The organism is Myroides sp. LJL115, from assembly GCF_054871665.1.
Window position 1 is genome coordinate 22,656 of record NZ_JBTXLS010000026.1, and the last position, 17,035, is coordinate 39,690.

General features: G+C 32.9%; 11 protein-coding genes, 2 tRNA genes and 1 pseudogene. 3 read left to right on the forward strand and 11 right to left on the reverse strand.

Going from position 1 to position 17,035, the window contains the following annotated elements; translation table 11 throughout:
• Window positions 1–72: 72 nt before the first annotated feature.
• The 3 genes from ACYSNX_RS07840 to ACYSNX_RS07850 all read right to left on the reverse strand — a co-directional run bounded on the left by ACYSNX_RS07840 (window position 73) and on the right by ACYSNX_RS07850 (window position 2,946).
• Complete coding sequence (locus ACYSNX_RS07840; protein WP_461754127.1) at window positions 73–318, reverse strand: hypothetical protein; 246 nt, start codon at window positions 316–318, stop codon at window positions 73–75.
• A gap of 472 nt (window positions 319–790) precedes the next feature.
• Window positions 791–1,351, reverse strand: a complete 561-nt coding sequence (locus ACYSNX_RS07845) for a hypothetical protein (protein WP_461754128.1) — start codon at window positions 1,349–1,351, stop codon at window positions 791–793.
• A 131-nt stretch (window positions 1,352–1,482) separates the two neighbouring features.
• The gene (locus tag ACYSNX_RS07850) at window positions 1,483–2,946 is read right to left on the reverse strand and encodes a DUF5074 domain-containing protein (protein WP_461754129.1); all 1,464 of its coding nucleotides are present in this window, start codon (window positions 2,944–2,946) and stop codon (window positions 1,483–1,485) included.
• Between the two features lie 270 nt (window positions 2,947–3,216).
• On the opposite strand from ACYSNX_RS07850, the gene ACYSNX_RS07855 reads away from it, so the two are divergent.
• On the forward strand, window positions 3,217–4,299 hold the full coding sequence (locus ACYSNX_RS07855) for a DUF2891 domain-containing protein (protein ID WP_461754130.1): 1,083 nt from the start codon (window positions 3,217–3,219) through the stop codon (window positions 4,297–4,299).
• A 195-nt stretch (window positions 4,300–4,494) separates the two neighbouring features.
• Here the strand turns inward: ACYSNX_RS07855 and ACYSNX_RS07860 are convergent, their stop codons facing one another.
• The 7 genes from ACYSNX_RS07860 to ACYSNX_RS07890 all read right to left on the reverse strand — a co-directional run bounded on the left by ACYSNX_RS07860 (window position 4,495) and on the right by ACYSNX_RS07890 (window position 16,276).
• A complete protein-coding gene (locus tag ACYSNX_RS07860; RefSeq protein ID WP_461754131.1) occupies window positions 4,495–6,039 on the reverse strand; it encodes a glycine--tRNA ligase in 1,545 nt (514 codons plus the stop codon).
• A 201-nt stretch (window positions 6,040–6,240) separates the two neighbouring features.
• Window positions 6,241–7,398: a pyridoxal phosphate-dependent aminotransferase gene (locus ACYSNX_RS07865; RefSeq protein WP_461754132.1), complete on the reverse strand. Its 1,158-nt coding sequence runs from the start codon at window positions 7,396–7,398 to the stop codon at window positions 6,241–6,243.
• 658 nt (window positions 7,399–8,056) lie between these two features.
• A complete protein-coding gene (locus tag ACYSNX_RS07870) occupies window positions 8,057–9,598 on the reverse strand; it encodes an acyl-CoA carboxylase subunit beta (RefSeq protein WP_461754133.1) in 1,542 nt (513 codons plus the stop codon).
• A 5-nt stretch (window positions 9,599–9,603) separates the two neighbouring features.
• Window positions 9,604–11,043: an acetyl-CoA carboxylase biotin carboxylase subunit gene (accC, locus tag ACYSNX_RS07875; RefSeq protein ID WP_461754134.1), complete on the reverse strand. Its 1,440-nt coding sequence runs from the start codon at window positions 11,041–11,043 to the stop codon at window positions 9,604–9,606.
• Window positions 11,044–11,049: 6 nt separating this feature from the next.
• Window positions 11,050–11,535: an acyl-CoA carboxylase biotin carboxyl carrier protein subunit gene (locus ACYSNX_RS07880; RefSeq protein WP_461754135.1), complete on the reverse strand. Its 486-nt coding sequence runs from the start codon at window positions 11,533–11,535 to the stop codon at window positions 11,050–11,052.
• A 398-nt stretch (window positions 11,536–11,933) separates the two neighbouring features.
• On the reverse strand, window positions 11,934–12,992 hold the full coding sequence (thiL, locus tag ACYSNX_RS07885) for a thiamine-phosphate kinase (protein ID WP_461754136.1): 1,059 nt from the start codon (window positions 12,990–12,992) through the stop codon (window positions 11,934–11,936).
• Window positions 12,993–13,069: 77 nt separating this feature from the next.
• Window positions 13,070–16,276, reverse strand: a complete 3,207-nt coding sequence (locus tag ACYSNX_RS07890) for a glycosyltransferase family 117 protein (RefSeq protein ID WP_461754137.1) — start codon at window positions 16,274–16,276, stop codon at window positions 13,070–13,072.
• Window positions 16,277–16,453: 177 nt separating this feature from the next.
• On the opposite strand from ACYSNX_RS07890, the gene ACYSNX_RS07895 reads away from it, so the two are divergent.
• Both ACYSNX_RS07895 and ACYSNX_RS07900 read left to right on the forward strand, forming a co-directional pair.
• Window positions 16,454–16,524: transfer RNA gene (locus ACYSNX_RS07895), tRNA-Gln, on the forward strand.
• Between the two features lie 229 nt (window positions 16,525–16,753).
• Window positions 16,754–16,824 (forward strand) — tRNA-Gln (locus tag ACYSNX_RS07900).
• 107 nt (window positions 16,825–16,931) lie between these two features.
• On the opposite strand, the pseudogene ACYSNX_RS07905 reads toward ACYSNX_RS07900, so the two are convergent.
• Window positions 16,932–17,035 (reverse strand): annotated as a pseudogene (locus ACYSNX_RS07905) (ISAon1 family transposase); the annotation flags it as partial.

Genomic DNA, 17,035 nt, shown 5'->3' on the forward strand with positions numbered 1-17,035 from the left:
GGAATACGAGTATTTTATTTTATCTATACACTTTTCTTTGATTCTAGTAATAGAACATTTCTTAGTTAAGCATTATTTTTTGCTTATCCCTTGCGTAGAATCGCTCTTTTCTTGCATTGCTGCTTTGAGTTTTTCTTGCTGCTCTTTAAAGCTCTCATTACTTGAAGAAGAACTATTTTTCTTTGTTCCATGCATTGGAATACTTACACTCTTGGAGTTGGAGTTAGAAGTTTTCTTAGTAGTGGTTGGAGTTTGTTGACATGATAATGTCAAAGTCAAACTTAATAAAGCCAATAGTTTATATATATAATGCATCATACTATAATTTATTTATTTAACAAGCATCGGTTTGCCTATGTACTTGGTCTAATTTTTTTTGTGCGTTTGTTCTAAGGAACATAAATACAAAGGTACTTATTAAACCACTAATCCAAAAAAGATATATCCCAAGGTGAAAACTGCTTTTCATGTGCTTATGGGAGGTCTGAGTGAAGTCATTATAACTAGTATAACAACCCGCCAATAAGACTAGGATAAATAGTAGATATATAATAGTTCCTACTTTTCGAGGTAAGGTTACTTTACATAAAAGTAAAAAAAGAATATATGCTAATTGCACTGCAAATAACAGTAAGGAAGTTTGCCATATTGTTCGAAAAATAATGTATTCTTTATAGAATAAGTGGATGCTTATCTTTCCGATAAAAGACATTTGCTTTATAAGACTAGCACTTATAAAACTTAGTATAACTTGCGTTAGGCTTAAAATAATAATGTTTTTGAACATAGTTTAAGGTACTACCTCCCAGGTTTGATCTTTGGTAAATTTCAACTTAAAATTTTTACTTATATAAGTATTATGTGGGGTCTTATCTACTTTAAAAACAGAAAAGGGAGTTTGTTCTTTAAAAAGTAGTGTGGAAACCTGAGCAGATCTTTTGTTTTTATCTATGATTTGTAAATTACTATCTGGGGTTAACTTATAAACCAAGGTTTTTACCAAAATACGATTGTTTCTCAATTTAACTATGTAGGGATTGGCCTTTGGTGTAAGGGCGATTGTTGCAGTCCAAATGGTATCTTTTCCGAGCCATTTTTTTCTTGAGTCCTGATTGGAGAAGCTTATGTAGCCTTGTTTTTCAAGATCTTCATAAGTTGTGATTAGCTCTTTATCTTTAGATACCTTTAATCTTGTTTTTCCCACAACAAAACCTGTAGATTCGTATAAAGGTTTTTCCTCTAGGTAGGTTTCTATAGCCTGATATGCAGCATCTTTGTTTAATGTTTTTGAAGAGCAATTTAAAAATAGGACACTTAATAATATATAAAGGAGTAAACTCAATTTTTTCATAATAACTCTGTTTTTGTTGGTACTGCTAATTTAGAAATAGTTTTTGGTAAATCAGATTGGCGCAAAAAAAAACAACGAGTCTTTTAAAAATTAAAAAACTCGTTGCCTGATATATAAAGAATTAAGTAAAATTACTTAATCCAAAGTTCAATCTCTTTTTCTGCTACTTTTCCATTTGAATTCACTTTGATTGTAAAAGATGTCCTTCCTTGTATTAGAGCAGTTGTGATAAATAGTTTACCTTGTTCTGCATATATTGTACCTAAATCGCTAGGGAAACTTTTTATAGCTACTGTTGCTAAAGCAACAGGAGTGTCAGGATCAGAAATAATTTTTTCTAGATCTATTTCATACTCTGTTTCTGGCTTTAATATTAATTGGTTAGTTAAAATTTCAGGGGCATTATTATCTTGGAAGAATGCCATAGAAGGGAACCAATAGTATCCATTTTCTGGGTTTATATTAGCCTTTTTATCTCCGTCTTTCAAGAAGATATCTGGACGTAGAGAAATTCCTTTATTGTCTAAGATTCTAACGTAGTTATAGCTAGCATCTGTACCAAATCCTAAAAATAAATCCAAAATTAGATTATCGGTTACCGGATCTACTCTAAGTCCTGAAGCATAAAAAGATAGTGTTTTACCATTTTTATCACTTCCTAGGTCATGAATTTCTTCAAAAGTACCATTTTGTGTATCAAACTTTATTACTGTTTTTGCTTTGGTCCAGTATAAGTGATCAGTTTGCATACTACTACTTAGTGAACCTGGGTTCCAAGCAAACCATGTAGCGTTAATTGGAGCTGCTGATATATCAAAATCTTGTTTATCCTCAATATCATAAGGATTTATTTTTTGAATTGTATTACCCATTGCCGCCCAAACTTGACCATGTCTATCTAAAACAACTTGGGTGTAATTACCAGTTAACTGTTCTATAACGATATCCGTTGTAGTATCAATAACAAATAATCCTTTTCCTTGTACAACAGCAAATACTTTATTGTTCATATATACCATATTCCCAGTTTGGCCACTTAATTCAGCTATTTGGCTAGTGATATGTATATTATGTTTATCGCTAATATCTAAAATGCTAATTCCACTAGAAGTTGATAAGTATACTTTATTCTCATTTACTCCAACAAAACTACGACCATCTCCACCAATATCGGTGATCTTTTTAACAAGCTTAAAATCTTTGTCCGTTACAATTAATCTGTTTTTTTGTTTGGATACGATAAAGTAGTAGTTGTTGTATGCGCCTGCAACAGTTGATGTTACTCCTAATCTATGTATGTCTACTGTACCGTCAGATGCTTCTGTTTCTTCAGGTAAGTCAGGAAATATATGAGATAGTTCTAAGTTATATATGGTTCCAAAATTTCTATCAATTTGGTTTATTGAGCCATAATCATGCCCGAACCAATCTTCATTTATAAAATAAAATCCATCTGGCTGTATTAATGGAGTTGGTACATCATCAGGGACTAATTTAAAGTCGCCATCGATGTTAAAGTTGTCCTCGTTACTACAAGAGTTTAGACTTAAAGCAGCTCCTAAGCAAAGAAGCGGTAAAATAAATTTTGTTTTCATTGTTTTTTAGGGTTGTTATTTTTGTAGGGCTAAGGTATTAACAATAGTTGATTAAGCCAATTTTTATTAATGTGTTTTCCTCCCTAAAATTAGGTATATAATCCTACACAGCAAGGGGTTTATAGTGTCTTTTTTTGACAGCAGATAGCGTTTTTGTTACAATTATTGAGTTAAGTTTATTCATAGATATTTAGTATAAGAGTATTTATGTATTTTTAGCATCTATTCACTAAACCTATTTTAAATGAGAAAATTGTATATGTAGTCTTTTTGGGGACTATTGCTTTTTTCGGCTGTCAGAATAAAACTAGCCAACCCATTACCAATACATTAGCTTCAGAGAATATTGCTTCTTTAGAACTTAGTATAGAGCAAGCCAATAAAATTTTAGAGTTACCTTTAGGATGTATCGAATTAGAATATCCAAATAAACTAGGTCAAGTATTAGATAGTGATGCTGACTTAAAGTCGCCAAAGCAGCTGCGCCCTATTTTTTACGGTTGTTTTGATTGGCATTCCTCTGTTCATGGGTTTTGGTCCATTGTTACTTTATTACAGCAATTTCCAGAAATTGACCAAGATGGTAGTATACGTCAAAGGCTAAATGAGATCATTACTCCTGAAAATTTACAGGTAGAAATGGCTTTTTTTCAACAACCTTATAATAAGAATTTTGAGCGTACTTATGGCTGGGGGTGGTTTTTACAACTACATCAAAGTTTAGCAAAGTGGGAAGATAAGGATGCACAAAGATGGAGCGCTACCTTAAAACCACTAGCTGATTTATTTGTAGAAAAATATATAGAATATTTACCTAAAGTAAATTATCCTATTCGAACTGGTACCCATGATAATACTGCCTTTGGTCTTTCTTTAGCTTTGGAATATGCAAAACAGATGGACTTAAAAGATTTTGAGCAAGTATTATTATATACAGCAAAAAGGTTGTATAGTAAAGATGTAGACTGTAATTTGGCTTACGAGCCAAGTGGACATGATTTTTTATCTCCTTGTCTACAAGAAGCTAAGTTAATGAGTGAAGTCCTATCTTCAGAGGAGTATCCTGTATGGCTTAAACAATTTTTACCAGGTATTTTTACACCAGAATTTACCATAGAGGTTGCTAAGGTTAGCGACAGAACAGATGGGCATCTTGTTCATTTAGATGGACTTAATTTCAGTCGAGCAAATGCTTTATTTGTAATTGCAAAAAAGGTTCCAAGTATAGCTCCTAATTTGACTATTCTTGGGCAAAAGTCTTTTCAAAGTGCTTTTGGTAATATAAGTGGGGATGATTATATGGGAAGCCATTGGCTAGGCACCTTTGCTTTATATACTCTAGTAAATCAGTAATATAGTAGATGCTATCTAAAATAAAAAAAGCCTATCTCGTAAAGTTTACTTCGCTGTTATTTAGGAGTTATTTTTTAGGTATAATTTATATTTTAAATTACTAATTAAATTATACTTAGTGAAATACGATATTTATTAAATAAAAAAGGGGATGTCTTCAATTGTGAGACAGCCCCCTTTTGTGGTGAGGGAATGCTATTGCATTTTCTTTAACCAATTTTTCATTGAAACTTCATTTTCAATGATATCTTTTAGATCCTTGATATCAACACGATCTTGTTTCATTGTGTCACGGTGACGAATAGTTACAGTATTGTCTTCTATTGTTTGGTGATCCACAGTAATACAGAAAGGTGTTCCTAATGCATCTTGTCTACGGTATCTTCTGCCAACTGCATCTTTCTCATCGTAAGCAACAGTGAAATCCCATTTTAACTCATCAATTATATTACGAGCTATTTCTGGTAATCCATCTTTTTTAACAAGAGGTAAGATAGCAGCTTTAGTTGGTGCTAAAACCGATGGTAATCTTAATACCGTTCTAGTTGAACCATCCTCTAATGTTTCTTCCACTAAAGACTTAGAGAAGATAGATAAGAACATACGGTCTAAACCTACTGAAGTCTCTACTACATAAGGAACATAAGAAGTATTTGTTTCAGTGTCAAAGAACTGTAATTTCTTTCCTGAAAACTCTTCGTGTGCTTTTAAATCAAAATCTGTTCTTGAGTGAATTCCTTCTAATTCTTTGAAACCAAATGGGAAGTTAAACTCAATATCGGTTGCTGCATTAGCATAATGTGCTAATTTTTCATGATCATGGAAACGGTAGTTTTCTGCCCCCATACCTAGTGATAAATGCCATTTATAACGAGATTCTTTCCAGAATTCGTAATACTGCATCTCTGTTCCTGGTTTAACGAAATATTGCATTTCCATTTGTTCAAATTCGCGCATTCTGAAAATAAATTGTCTAGCAACAATTTCGTTACGGAAAGCCTTTCCTGTTTGAGCAATTCCAAAAGGAATCTTCATACGTCCTGTTTTTTGAACGTTTAGGAAGTTAACAAATATACCTTGTGCTGTTTCTGGACGTAAATATAAATCCATAGCAGTGTCTTGTGAAGCTCCTAATTTAGTACCAAACATTAAGTTAAACTGACGTACTTCCGTCCAGTTTTTAGAACCAGTTTCTGGATCTGCAATCTCTAGTTCTTCAATTAAAGCTTTTACATCAGCTAAGTCTCCTGAATCTAGTCCAGCAGCCATTCTTTCTAAGATTTGTTTTTTCTTAGCTAAGTACTCTACTACTCTTGGGTTAGTCTGAATAAATTGTTCTTGATCAAAAGAATCTCCAAAGCGTTTTTTAGCTTTTTCAATTTCTTTTTGTGCTTTTTGATATAATTTTTCACAGTAATCTTCAATAAGAACGTCTGCTCTATATCTTTTTTTACTGTCTTTATTATCAATTAAAGGGTCGTTAAATGCATCTACGTGTCCAGAAGCCTTCCATGTGGTAGGATGCATAAAAATTGAGGCATCAATTCCTACAATATTTTCGTGCATTTGTACCATGGATTTCCACCAGTACTCGCGAATATTTCTTTTTAACTCTACACCGTTTTGAGCGTAGTCATATACTGCGCTTAAACCATCATAAATTTCGCTTGATGGAAAAATATATCCATACTCTTTAGCGTGCGAAATTACGTTTTTAAAAATATCATCTTGTTTTGCCATAATGCAAAAATAGTAAAAGAGTTTAAGATTAAAAATGTCTTGAGCTCATTTTGTTATTTGTTAGAGTGAAGTTTTCCTGAATGGACCTTTTTTAAGCCAAAAACGTTGTATTTGCCTCTATTTTGGGTGCTTAGGAAAAATAAAGCCTACTGAAAAGGACTTCAATAGGCTTTATTTTATTTATATTTTAGATGCAAAGGATTAAATCCAGCCTTTTTCTCTAAATTCTTTTAATACAGTAGTGTATTGTGTCATTTGTTCTGGTGTTCCAAAAGTAATTCTACACCATTGCTTATAAGGTGGGAAAGGACGGCCAACAATGATACCTGCTTCTTTCATTCTTTGGTTAAATACTGCTGGATCACCTTGTATTTTATGGAAAATAAAGTTGGTATGTGAAGGTAAATATTCAATATCTAACTCATTTAAAGTAGCTAAAGTGATTTGTTTTGCTTTTGCATTACTTCCTAAGCTTTTTTCAATAAACTCTGCATCTTTTATAGAAGCTGTAGCTGCTACTGCTGAGGCTAAACTAATATTTAAGATTGTCATATATGTGATAAGCTCTTGAGTAAATTTTTCTGTTGCTATACCGTATCCTACGCGCATACCAGCCATTGCAAATAATTTAGAAAAAGTACGAAGAACAATAACATTGTCATAATCTTCTTTTACAAACTTTAAGCCGCTTTCAAAAGTTGGATCATTGATATATTCTGCATATGCTTCATCAAAAATAAAGAAGTTATTTTTTTGCTTAGCATTTTCTACCCAATCAGCCATAGTTTGACTTGAAGTAAGTGTACCTGTAGGGTTATTTGGATTACAGAAGTAAACAATAGAATAACCATTAAAGTTATCAGCATGTTTTTTCATCTGAGCAATATCCATCTTATACTCTTTGTCTAAAGGTACTCTAACTACTTTTATACCTAATCCTTTTGCATGGTCTTCTGCCAAAGCAAACGTTGGATCAGGAGTAATTAATTGAATTTTTTGCTTTTTATTTGAAGCATCTATTACTAACTTATTAATTACTGCTCGTATAAGATCCGAAGAACCTACACCTAAAGTAACTTCTGTAGATTTAACTTGGTAGTAATTTGCAATGGTTTGCTGTAATTCTTCTAAATATGGATCTGGGTAACGATTAGATAATGAAAGGGTATCTAAAATAGCCTGTTTAGCTTTTGGAGATAATCCTAACGCATTTTCGTTGTAATGTAAATATAATGGGTCGTTAGATTGTAAAGGTAAATCAGTAAAAGTTTCTAAAACTTTACTTGCTGCATAACCTTGTGTCAAGATAGAACCTGCAAATAAGGTCCCTGTTAACTTTAAGAGATCACGTCTGTTCATAATTGGTGGATTTATATTTTATTTGTAGTTGTCGCGAACTGATTATTAAAAGTATAAAAATAGACAAATGTTTTCTTATAAAATTACATTATTCGTAAGATTTAAAGATAAATGAGCTATGGATTGTGGATAACTTTTAGGATTTTATCTCCAATATGGATGGTTAAGCAAAACAGGGTGTTACTTTCTTTGTCTTTTAAAACATGATTTACAATGAGTTAATATAGTTTTGTCGCTGCTAATTAAGTAAATATATCGTGTTACGAGGGCTTATCAACGTTGTTGATAAGTATATAATAAAGTTTTTTTTATCTGTGCTAAATCTATTTATTCACTTGTAAATAGGTCAAAAAGCAGTGATAAATTGGATGTATAGTCTGTTTTGTAGATTATTATTCCTTGCTGTAGGCTTTAAAATCTCTAATAGGGGATTTAAAAAGGAGGATTTTATAGCTTGGTTTAAAGAGGTAGGATAGAAAAAAATGCGGCTATATCATAAAGGTTACGTCGCTGTCATTCAGAAGTAATTTATTTGGTATAATTTACATTTCAGATTAGATAATTAAATTATACTAAGTAAATCACGTTATTTATTAAACAAAAAAAAGGCTGTCTTCAATTGTGAGACAGCCCTTTTTTTTCTGTGTTTTTACTTTTTTTATAATGGAATATTGCCATGCTTTCTGTTTGGTATAGCAATTTCTTTATTCTCTAACATAGAGAAAGCTTTTAATAGTTTTCTTCTTGTTTCCTGTGGTAGGATAACCTCATCGATAAAACCTCTTTGGGCAGCTCGGTAAGGGTTTGCAAACTTATCAGCATATTCTGCCTCTTTTTCTGCTAATTTAGCCTCTGGGTTATCTGCTTGAGAAATTTCTTTTTTGAATATGATTTCACTAGCACCTTTAGCTCCCATAACAGCAATTTCTGCATTTGGCCAAGCAAAATTCATGTCTGCCCCAATATGCTTAGAGTTCATTACATCATACGCACCTCCGTAGGCTTTTCTAGTAATTAACGTTACTTTAGGTACGGATGCCTCACTTAAAGCATAAAGTAGTTTAGCTCCATGTACAATAATACCATTCCACTCTTGATCTGTTCCTGGTAAAAATCCCGGTACATCCACTAGTACTAATAATGGAATATTAAATGCATCACAAAAGCGTGTAAATCTTGCTGCTTTTATAGAGCTTTTTACATCCAAACAACCTGCTAAAAACATTGGATTGTTAGCAACAATACCGATACTTTTACCACCTAATCTAGCAAAACCTACTACAATGTTTTCTGCATAGTCTTTATGAATTTCAAAAAAGGAATCTTGGTCTATGATATGGTCAATTACATGTTTCATATCATATGGTTTGTTTGCATTAGTTGGCACTATATCCGCTAGTTCTTCTCTGTATTCTTGTCCAAGTTCTACAGCTAGGTCTTGTGGTTTTTCCTTATTGTTTTGAGGCAAGTAGCTTAAAAGCTTTTTAATGTCTTCTAAACAAGCAATATCATTTGGTGCAGTAGTATGTGCAACACCTGATTTAGTTGAGTGTGTACTTGCACCTCCTAGCTCCTCTGAAGTAACCTCTTCATTGGTTACTGTTTTTACTACACTAGGACCAGTTACAAACATATAACTAGAGCCTTCCACCATCATTGTAAAGTCTGTCATGGCAGGTGAATAAACTGCACCTCCAGCACATGGTCCCATAATTGCAGAAATTTGTGGAATTACTCCTGAAGATTGTACGTTGCGGTAAAAGATATCTGCGTAACCTCCTAAAGATCTTACTCCTTCTTGAATTCTTGCCCCACCGGAGTCATTTAAGCCTATCATTGGAGCGCCCATTTTCACTGCCATATCCATTACTTTACAGATTTTTTCTGCATGCGTTTCTGATAAAGCTCCTCCAAATACAGTAAAATCCTGAGCGAAAATATATACTAATCTTCCATTGATTGTACCATATCCAGTTATAACCCCGTCTCCTGGATAGATTTCTTTATCCATTCCAAAATCGGTTGTTCTATGGGTTACTAGCATTCCAATTTCTTCAAAAGAACCTTCATCCATTAGGTATTGGATTCTTTCTCTTGCTGTTAGTTTTCCTTTTTTATGCTGTGTATCTATTCTTTTTTGACCTCCTCCTAGCTTAGCTTGATCTTGAAGGTCTTTTAGTTTTTCTATTTGAGTATTCATGATAATTAATTAGGTAAGCGTAATTGATTTTGGTCTTCTAAATATTGCTTTAATGCAATATAGGCTGCAATCTCTTGTTCTTCTTTGTATTGCATTTTGATTAATTCCGGACTGTAGTAGTTTTTAACGAAATTAGTATCAAATTTTCCACTCAAAAAGCTTGGGTGTTGCATAACAAATTTTCCAAAAGGTAAAGTGGTAGAAATACCTTTCACTTTGTATGCATCTATTGCCTGAAGCATCAATTGTATAGCTTCCTGCCTTGTCTTTCCGTAAGTAATTAATTTTGCAAGCATTGGATCATAATAGATAGGAACTTCCATATTTTGTTCAATTCCATTATCTACTCTAATTCCCTCTCCTTTAGGTAAAATATATTGGTGTAAGAAACCAACACTTGGTAAAAAGTCATTTAATGGATCCTCTGCATAGATTCTTAGTTCTATGGCATGGCCTTTAATATGTAGGTCTTCTTGCTTAAATGGCAATGCTTCTCCTCTTGCAATCTTTATTTGAATTTCTACAAGGTCTAATCCTGTTATTAATTCTGTAATAGGATGCTCTACTTGAAGACGTGTATTCATTTCTAAGAAATAGAAATTTAAATTTTCATCTAATAGAAATTCTACTGTTCCGGCACCTACATAATTACAAGATGCGGCAACCTTTACTGCTGCTTCTCCCATAGCTTGTCTTAGCTCATCGCTCAATACACAAGAAGGAGCTTCTTCTACTACTTTTTGGTGTCTTCTTTGAATACTACATTCTCTTTCGAATAAATGCACAATATTACCATGAGTATCTGCAAGAATTTGAATTTCAATATGTCGTGGTGAACCTATATATTTTTCAATAAATACCGATCCATCACCAAAGGCATTAGTAGCCTCAGAAATGGCTCGTTGCATTTGTCCTTCTAGTTCTTCTAAATTTTCAACGACTCTCATCCCTTTACCACCTCCACCAGCGGAAGCTTTAATTAATATAGGGAAGCCAATTTCTTGTGCTATTTTTTTTGCGTGCTCAACATCCTCAATGGCTTGATCTAGCCCAGGGATCATAGGGATATCATATTTCTTAACGGTTTCTTTGGCAGCAAGTTTACTTCCCATAATATCAATAGCGAAAGAATCTGGCCCAATAAAAGTGATACCATTTTGCTTACATGCTAAGGCAAATTGTGAGTTCTCACTTAAGAAACCATAGCCAGGATGTATAGCGTCTACTTCTAATTCCTTTGCTATTTGTATGATTTTATCTCCTAATAAATAAGATTCACTTGATGGGGCAGGACCTATGCATATAGCTTGGTCTGCAAGTTTCACATGTGGAGCTAAGCGGTCCGCCTCTGAGAATACGGCTACCGTTTCAATACCCATTTTTTTGGCTGTTGAAATAACACGAACAGCAATTTCACCACGATTGGCAACTAGTATTTTTTTCATTTTTAGTTATTCAAATTCAATTAATATTAACCCTTTTTCTACCGATTCTCCTTTTTTTACATGGATGCTCTTAATGACTCCATCTCTAGGGGAAGTGAGGTTGTTTTCCATCTTCATGGCTTCTAGAATTAGAAGGTTATCTCCTTGGTTTACTAGTTGGCCTACTTCTACATTGACTTCTAGAATTAGTCCAGGCATTGGAGATTTAATAGAATTGACTTGTTTGGCTAGATTTAATGAAAAACCTAATTGGTGAATTAGCTCATCGAGTTGGGTTTGAATATTTATGTTATAAACATTATTATTAACAACAACTTGATAGTTTTTATTGTTGAAATCCTTGGAAATAATTCTTGCTTGGTATGTTCTATTATCTTTGATAACATGAACATCCCCAGTTGGTGTTTTTGCAGTATTTATACAAGAATCTTCTAAATCCTTACTTAGAAATACAGCATCATCATTTACTTTGAGTTGATACTTTTTAATCATTTTATTTTTATAGTTTTTTGGTATCCGTAAATATAAATAATTGATTGCTATTTACATAGTATGTTGATGTTTTTTCAGTTAAAAGCATTTATTTGGTTAAAAATTATAGTAATCACATAAAGATTTATAATTATATGTTAAAAATATAAAAAAATACTTTTGTGTTATATTCTAATTATGCTAGTATAAAGGGGTAAAAGTCCTTGGAGTAGGTGTTTTTTTAATAGCTATACAATTTACAGGAGTAACTATTGTATTAAGCTATAGCTAATACCGGTGAAAGCTTGCTTGTTAAGTGCAAAAGGAATTAGGCTGTAGTAAAGCCTAGAAAAGATGGAGAAATTGGATTTTTTTTTAGGAAAAAAAAGGTAGCCTTTTTAAAAGCTACCTTTGTGTTCTTATTGTTCACTAGAATCATCTAGAGGATTCCATCCTCTAGCTTTTAGTGGTATTTTTGTATTTGCTCTTGTAATTAAGTGAATACCTTCACTAGGAGCTACCATATGGCCGATAATACTTAGATTAGGGTTACCTTTTACTTTTTCAAAATCTTTCATAGGTATGGTAAATAATAACTCATAGTCTTCTCCACCATTTATAGCGAGTGTAGTAGAATCAATATTAAATTCTTCACATGTAGCAATAAATTGTGGGTCTAGTGGTAATTTGTCTTCATATAAATTACACCCAAGATCAGATGCTTTACAAAGGTGGATTATTTCTGAAGAAAGTCCATCGCTTATGTCAATCATAGATGTTGGTTTAACATCTAGGTCTTTAAGTAATTGTTTAATATCTACACGAGCCTCCGGCTTAAGTTGTCTTTCAATGATATAATCATATGTTTCTAAGTCAGGTTGGCTATTAGGATTAACTAAAAACACTTGTTTTTCTCTTTCTAACACTTGTAATCCCATATATGCAGAACCTATATCTCCTGTAACAACTAGAAGATCAGTTTCACTTGCTGTACTTCTATACACAATATCCTCTTCGTTAGCCTGACCAATAGCTGTAACACTTATAATTAAACCTTTTTGTGAAGAAGTAGTATCTCCTCCAATTAAGTCAACTTTATAGTGTTTACAAGCAAGAGCTATACCTTGGTAAAGTTCTTCTAAGGCTTCTAAAGGGAAGCGATTAGAAACTGCTATAGACACCGTTATCTGTGTAGGTGTGGCATTCATAGCACAGATATCCGATAAGTTAACAACAACAGCCTTATAACCTAGGTGCTTTAAAGGCACATAAGCTAAATCAAAGTGAACTCCCTCAATTAATAGATCCGTTGATACTAATGTTTTTTGTTCCGAAAAATCTAACACAGCTGCATCATCTCCAATTCCTCTAATGGAAGTAGGTTGTTCTAAAGTAAAGTTATTAGTTAAATGTTCAATTAGTCCAAACTCTCCAAGTTGGTCTAATGTAGTTCTTGCTTGATTTTTATTCTCTATCATTATATATATATGAATCTCTAATTTACAAAAATAAAACAAAATGCGATAACAATATTGTATCGCATTTTATAAGTGTTTTATTGTAATAAATCGTTTAAACTTTTAATTTCCATAATAGTTGTCATATACTGCTCGGTAAGTGGTTGACTTTCTTCTTTGTCGTATTCTACCACAATCTGCATTAACATGCCGTATAATTCCAATTCTTCTTTTAGATTTTGAGCATAATAGTATAGTTCTTCTACTGGAAGGGATTTATAGTAATTAATCTTTCCTTGCATCATATCAATGGTCTGCTTAACTAACTCTCTGGCTTTCTCTGGTTGGTTAACCTGATAGTAACCTTCTACAAAAGATTGAGTGAAGCGGTGCTCATCAAAATATTTTAATGGCATATTCTCCATTGCTATATCAATAATATGATTGGCTTTCTCTAATTTGCCCTCTTGGATTAATTGTTCCATTAATCGGGCTAAGTTAATTCTATAGTAATTAGAGTTTTTTCTTGTTTGCGGGTCATGGTATATAGCATCAGAGCCCATATTCCCCCAATCCCACTTTGACACGACATTATACATTCTATCACTGTCAATACTTCCCATATCAATTGGATGCGAAGAAGGGTTAGGTGATTTTATAGGAACTAATTGATAAGTTAAACCGTTAAGTTGTAGATAATCTTTCATCCATAGATAATCATCGTCATTATAACTACCACCTGAGAAATAAACAGGACGTTCCCAATTGTTATTTGCAATGATATCTAGCATCATTAAGCGGTGTTTATATAAACCAGAATCGTTTATCACAACATTTATACTGTCTACAACTTGATCCATCAAATAAGGAGAAACGATATTGTTTTTAGCAATGATATCCTTGTCAACTGGTATGGTTATTTTATTAGTTGGAGCTATATAAGAAGTAGTACCTGCTTGGGTTTTTGTTTTTAATCTTTTGTCTTCAGAACGGATAAAGTCTAAAAATAAGTTCACATTTAAACTTTTGTCTGTAATAGGTTGAATAACTATATAATCTCTTTTGTTACCAACATATTGATCATGAGTGAATTTTATTGGAAGAGGCTCAGACTCATACGTTTTAGCTTTCATTTGATCGATATACCAATCTAGTGGAAGTAAGCTTGTACAAACTACACGTACGTCTGTTCTATATCCTTCAATCTCTTGTAGATACCACAATGGGAAAGTGTCATTATCACCAATGGTAAATAAAATAGCATTAGGTTCACAAGAATCTAGATAAGCTTTAGCATTGGCTAAGGCAGTATATCTGTTAGATCTATCGTGATCGTCCCAGTTTTGTTGAGCCATTAAAATAGGTGCAGCTAAAAGACAAGTTGTCAATACTAACGGAGCCGATATTTTTGGGCTTAAAAATTTAGAAAGCCCTTCATAAATAGCATACACACCAAATCCAAGCCAAATTGCAAATACAAAAAATGCTGGTACAACGGCATAATCTCTTTCTCTTGGCTCAAATGGACGTTCATTTAAGAAGATCTTTAGAGCTAAACTTGTAAATAGAAATAAAACTAATAGAACCCAAAAAGTTCTTTTGTCCTTTCTGAAATGGAAAATAAATCCAATTAATCCTAAAATGAATGGTAAGAAATAATAGGTATTTCTACCTTTATTATCTAAAACAGTTTGAGGAAGGTTGCTTTGTGAGCCTAATCTTATCTCATCTAAAAAGGTAATACCACTTAGCCAGTTTCCATGGGCTAAGTCTCCTTGACCTTGGATGTCGTCTTGCCTACCAACGAAGTTCCACATCAAATAGCGCCAAAACATATAACCGAATTGGTAATCTACCATAAAAGACATATTGTCCATGAAAGTAGGTACACCAATGTCAAGGTACTGACTGTATTCACTTTGAAATACTTGATCTAATTCCTCGATACCAATTTGATTGGAGGCCATTTGTTCTTTGATATCCCTAACTAGTTGTTCTAATTCTGGGGTACCTGCATATTCCGCCTTTACTTTAAAATCTAAAGGACGTGTATATCTCATATAATTTAAACGATGGCTAGCATCTGTACTCCATAAACGAGGTAGAAAACCTTTGTGTTCTTTATTGAAGTTATAACCTGCATTTTTCCATTCATTTACAATTACATATTTCCCAGTATCATAATCCCTTTCATAGTTTGGTTTTTCATCCTTAAAGGGATCATTTCTATCTAGACCAACGTATGCTTTGGTAAAATAAGAGTCATAATAAATACTTTCACTTCCGTATTGCTCTCTTTGGTAATATGCCAGTAATTCTGCAGCATCAGATGGAGTGTTTTCATTAATTACAACATTGGCATTAGCTCTAATTGGCAGCATAATCCAAGATGTTAATCCTACACAAACAAATAATAATGCTAGAATTGCAGTGTTTAGTCTTATATAGTTCTTTTTAGTAGTGTATTTTAAACCAAATACAAAGAAAGCTATGATTAGTAAAAAGGCGAAGATAGTTCCACTATTAAATGGCATTCCCATACTATTTACCATGAAAATCTCCATTTTACCAAATAAAGCTAAGGTATAAGGGAATAAGAAGGCAAATAGGAAGAATAATATTACTACAGCTGTTATATTGGCTATAATGAAGTTTTTGATTGTAATTTTAGAATGAGTTCTAAAGTAATATAACAATACGATAGATGGAATTGCTAATAAGCCCATTAAGTGAATACCAAAAGAACACCCTGCTACAAGAGCAATAAGTAGTACCCATTTGTCTCCTCTAGGATTATCTATATCATCTACCCATCTAAGACCTAAATATAAAAGTAGGGATATTAAAAACATTGCAGAAGCATATACTTCAGACTCTACAGCGTTGAACCAAAAGCTATCTGAAAAAGTAAATGCTAAAGCACCAATAGTAGAGCTCCCTAAAACAACAATCGCGTTAGAATTTGTAATAGTTGAGGTTTTTTCCATTATCTTTTTTAAGATATTAGAAGAAATCCAAAACATAAATAAAATGGTAAATGCGCTTGAAACTACAGCAACCATATTCACCATCAATGCAACTTTTTCAGGTGAAGAAGCAAACATAGCGAAAAATGCTCCTAGCATTTGGTAAAAAGGTGCCCCTGGAGGGTGGCCTACTTGTAATTTTGCTGAAGTAGCTATATATTCTCCTGGATCCCAAAAACTAACTGTAGGCTCTACTGTAAGACTGTAGGTTACTAGAGCAATTAGAAAGCAAAGCCATCCACCGATTATATTCCACTTTTTGTAATTGAATGTCAACATATTTGTTACTGCTTGATATTTAAAAATATTGTACTTACAAAGAAAAGATTTTTTTTGAGTGAAACGATAAAAATAAAAATAATTAATTTTTTTTAGTAAAAAGTTTGCAGGTTTGAAAAATAGGTGTACTTTTGCACCGCAATACAGAAGTAATCACGCTTTGATTTGCAAGGTTAATGGCCTATGGTGTAATGGTAACACATCTGATTTTGGTTCAGTCGTTCTAGGTTCGAGTCCTAGTAGGCCAACAAAAAATCCCTCTGATTTTCAGGGGGATTTTTTTTTATACCTTACTCAAGTCCTTTGTTTTGGCCTTAAAACATAAATAAATGTTAAAATTTTAAATATTCTGTTTGATAATGAATCAGTTATGTTTTGGCTTTAAAAAAGGATGTAAATAGTTTTGGTATTTTGTATAAATGTGCTAGATTTGCAATCGCAATACAGAAGTAATCACGCTTTGATTTGCAAGGTTAATGGCCTATGGTGTAATGGTAACACATCTGATTTTGGTTCAGTCGTTCTAGGTTCGAGTCCTAGTAGGCCAACAAAAAATCCCTCTGATTTTCAGGGGGATTTTTTTTGTATATGATTAAGGTGATTTTCAAATATAATCCAAATTGTCTTTTTTTGGATCAAGTGCAAAAGTTGGGGACTACGCAAAAAGTTGCGTTAATCTAAATAAGAAAAAAGCTTTATCTCTAACACCTCTATACATCGTTCTGAAGTGTTTTATTTTAGCATTGAAGGATTCCGCAG

Coding starts and splice junctions, on each gene's coding strand:
- ACYSNX_RS07880 (WP_461754135.1), bottom strand. CDS start 11,535: ATGATTAAAAAGTATCAACTCAAAGTAAATGATGATGCTGTATTTCTA.
- ACYSNX_RS07845 (WP_461754128.1), bottom strand. CDS start 1,351: ATGAAAAAATTGAGTTTACTCCTTTATATATTATTAAGTGTCCTATTT.
- accC (WP_461754134.1), bottom strand. CDS start 11,043: ATGAAAAAAATACTAGTTGCCAATCGTGGTGAAATTGCTGTTCGTGTT.
- ACYSNX_RS07840 (WP_461754127.1), bottom strand. CDS start 318: ATGATGCATTATATATATAAACTATTGGCTTTATTAAGTTTGACTTTG.
- ACYSNX_RS07890 (WP_461754137.1), bottom strand. CDS start 16,276: ATGTTGACATTCAATTACAAAAAGTGGAATATAATCGGTGGATGGCTT.
- ACYSNX_RS07865 (WP_461754132.1), bottom strand. CDS start 7,398: ATGAACAGACGTGATCTCTTAAAGTTAACAGGGACCTTATTTGCAGGT.
- thiL (WP_461754136.1), bottom strand. CDS start 12,992: ATGATAGAGAATAAAAATCAAGCAAGAACTACATTAGACCAACTTGGA.
- ACYSNX_RS07870 (WP_461754133.1), bottom strand. CDS start 9,598: ATGAATACTCAAATAGAAAAACTAAAAGACCTTCAAGATCAAGCTAAG.
- ACYSNX_RS07860 (WP_461754131.1), bottom strand. CDS start 6,039: ATGGCAAAACAAGATGATATTTTTAAAAACGTAATTTCGCACGCTAAA.
- ACYSNX_RS07850 (WP_461754129.1), bottom strand. CDS start 2,946: ATGAAAACAAAATTTATTTTACCGCTTCTTTGCTTAGGAGCTGCTTTA.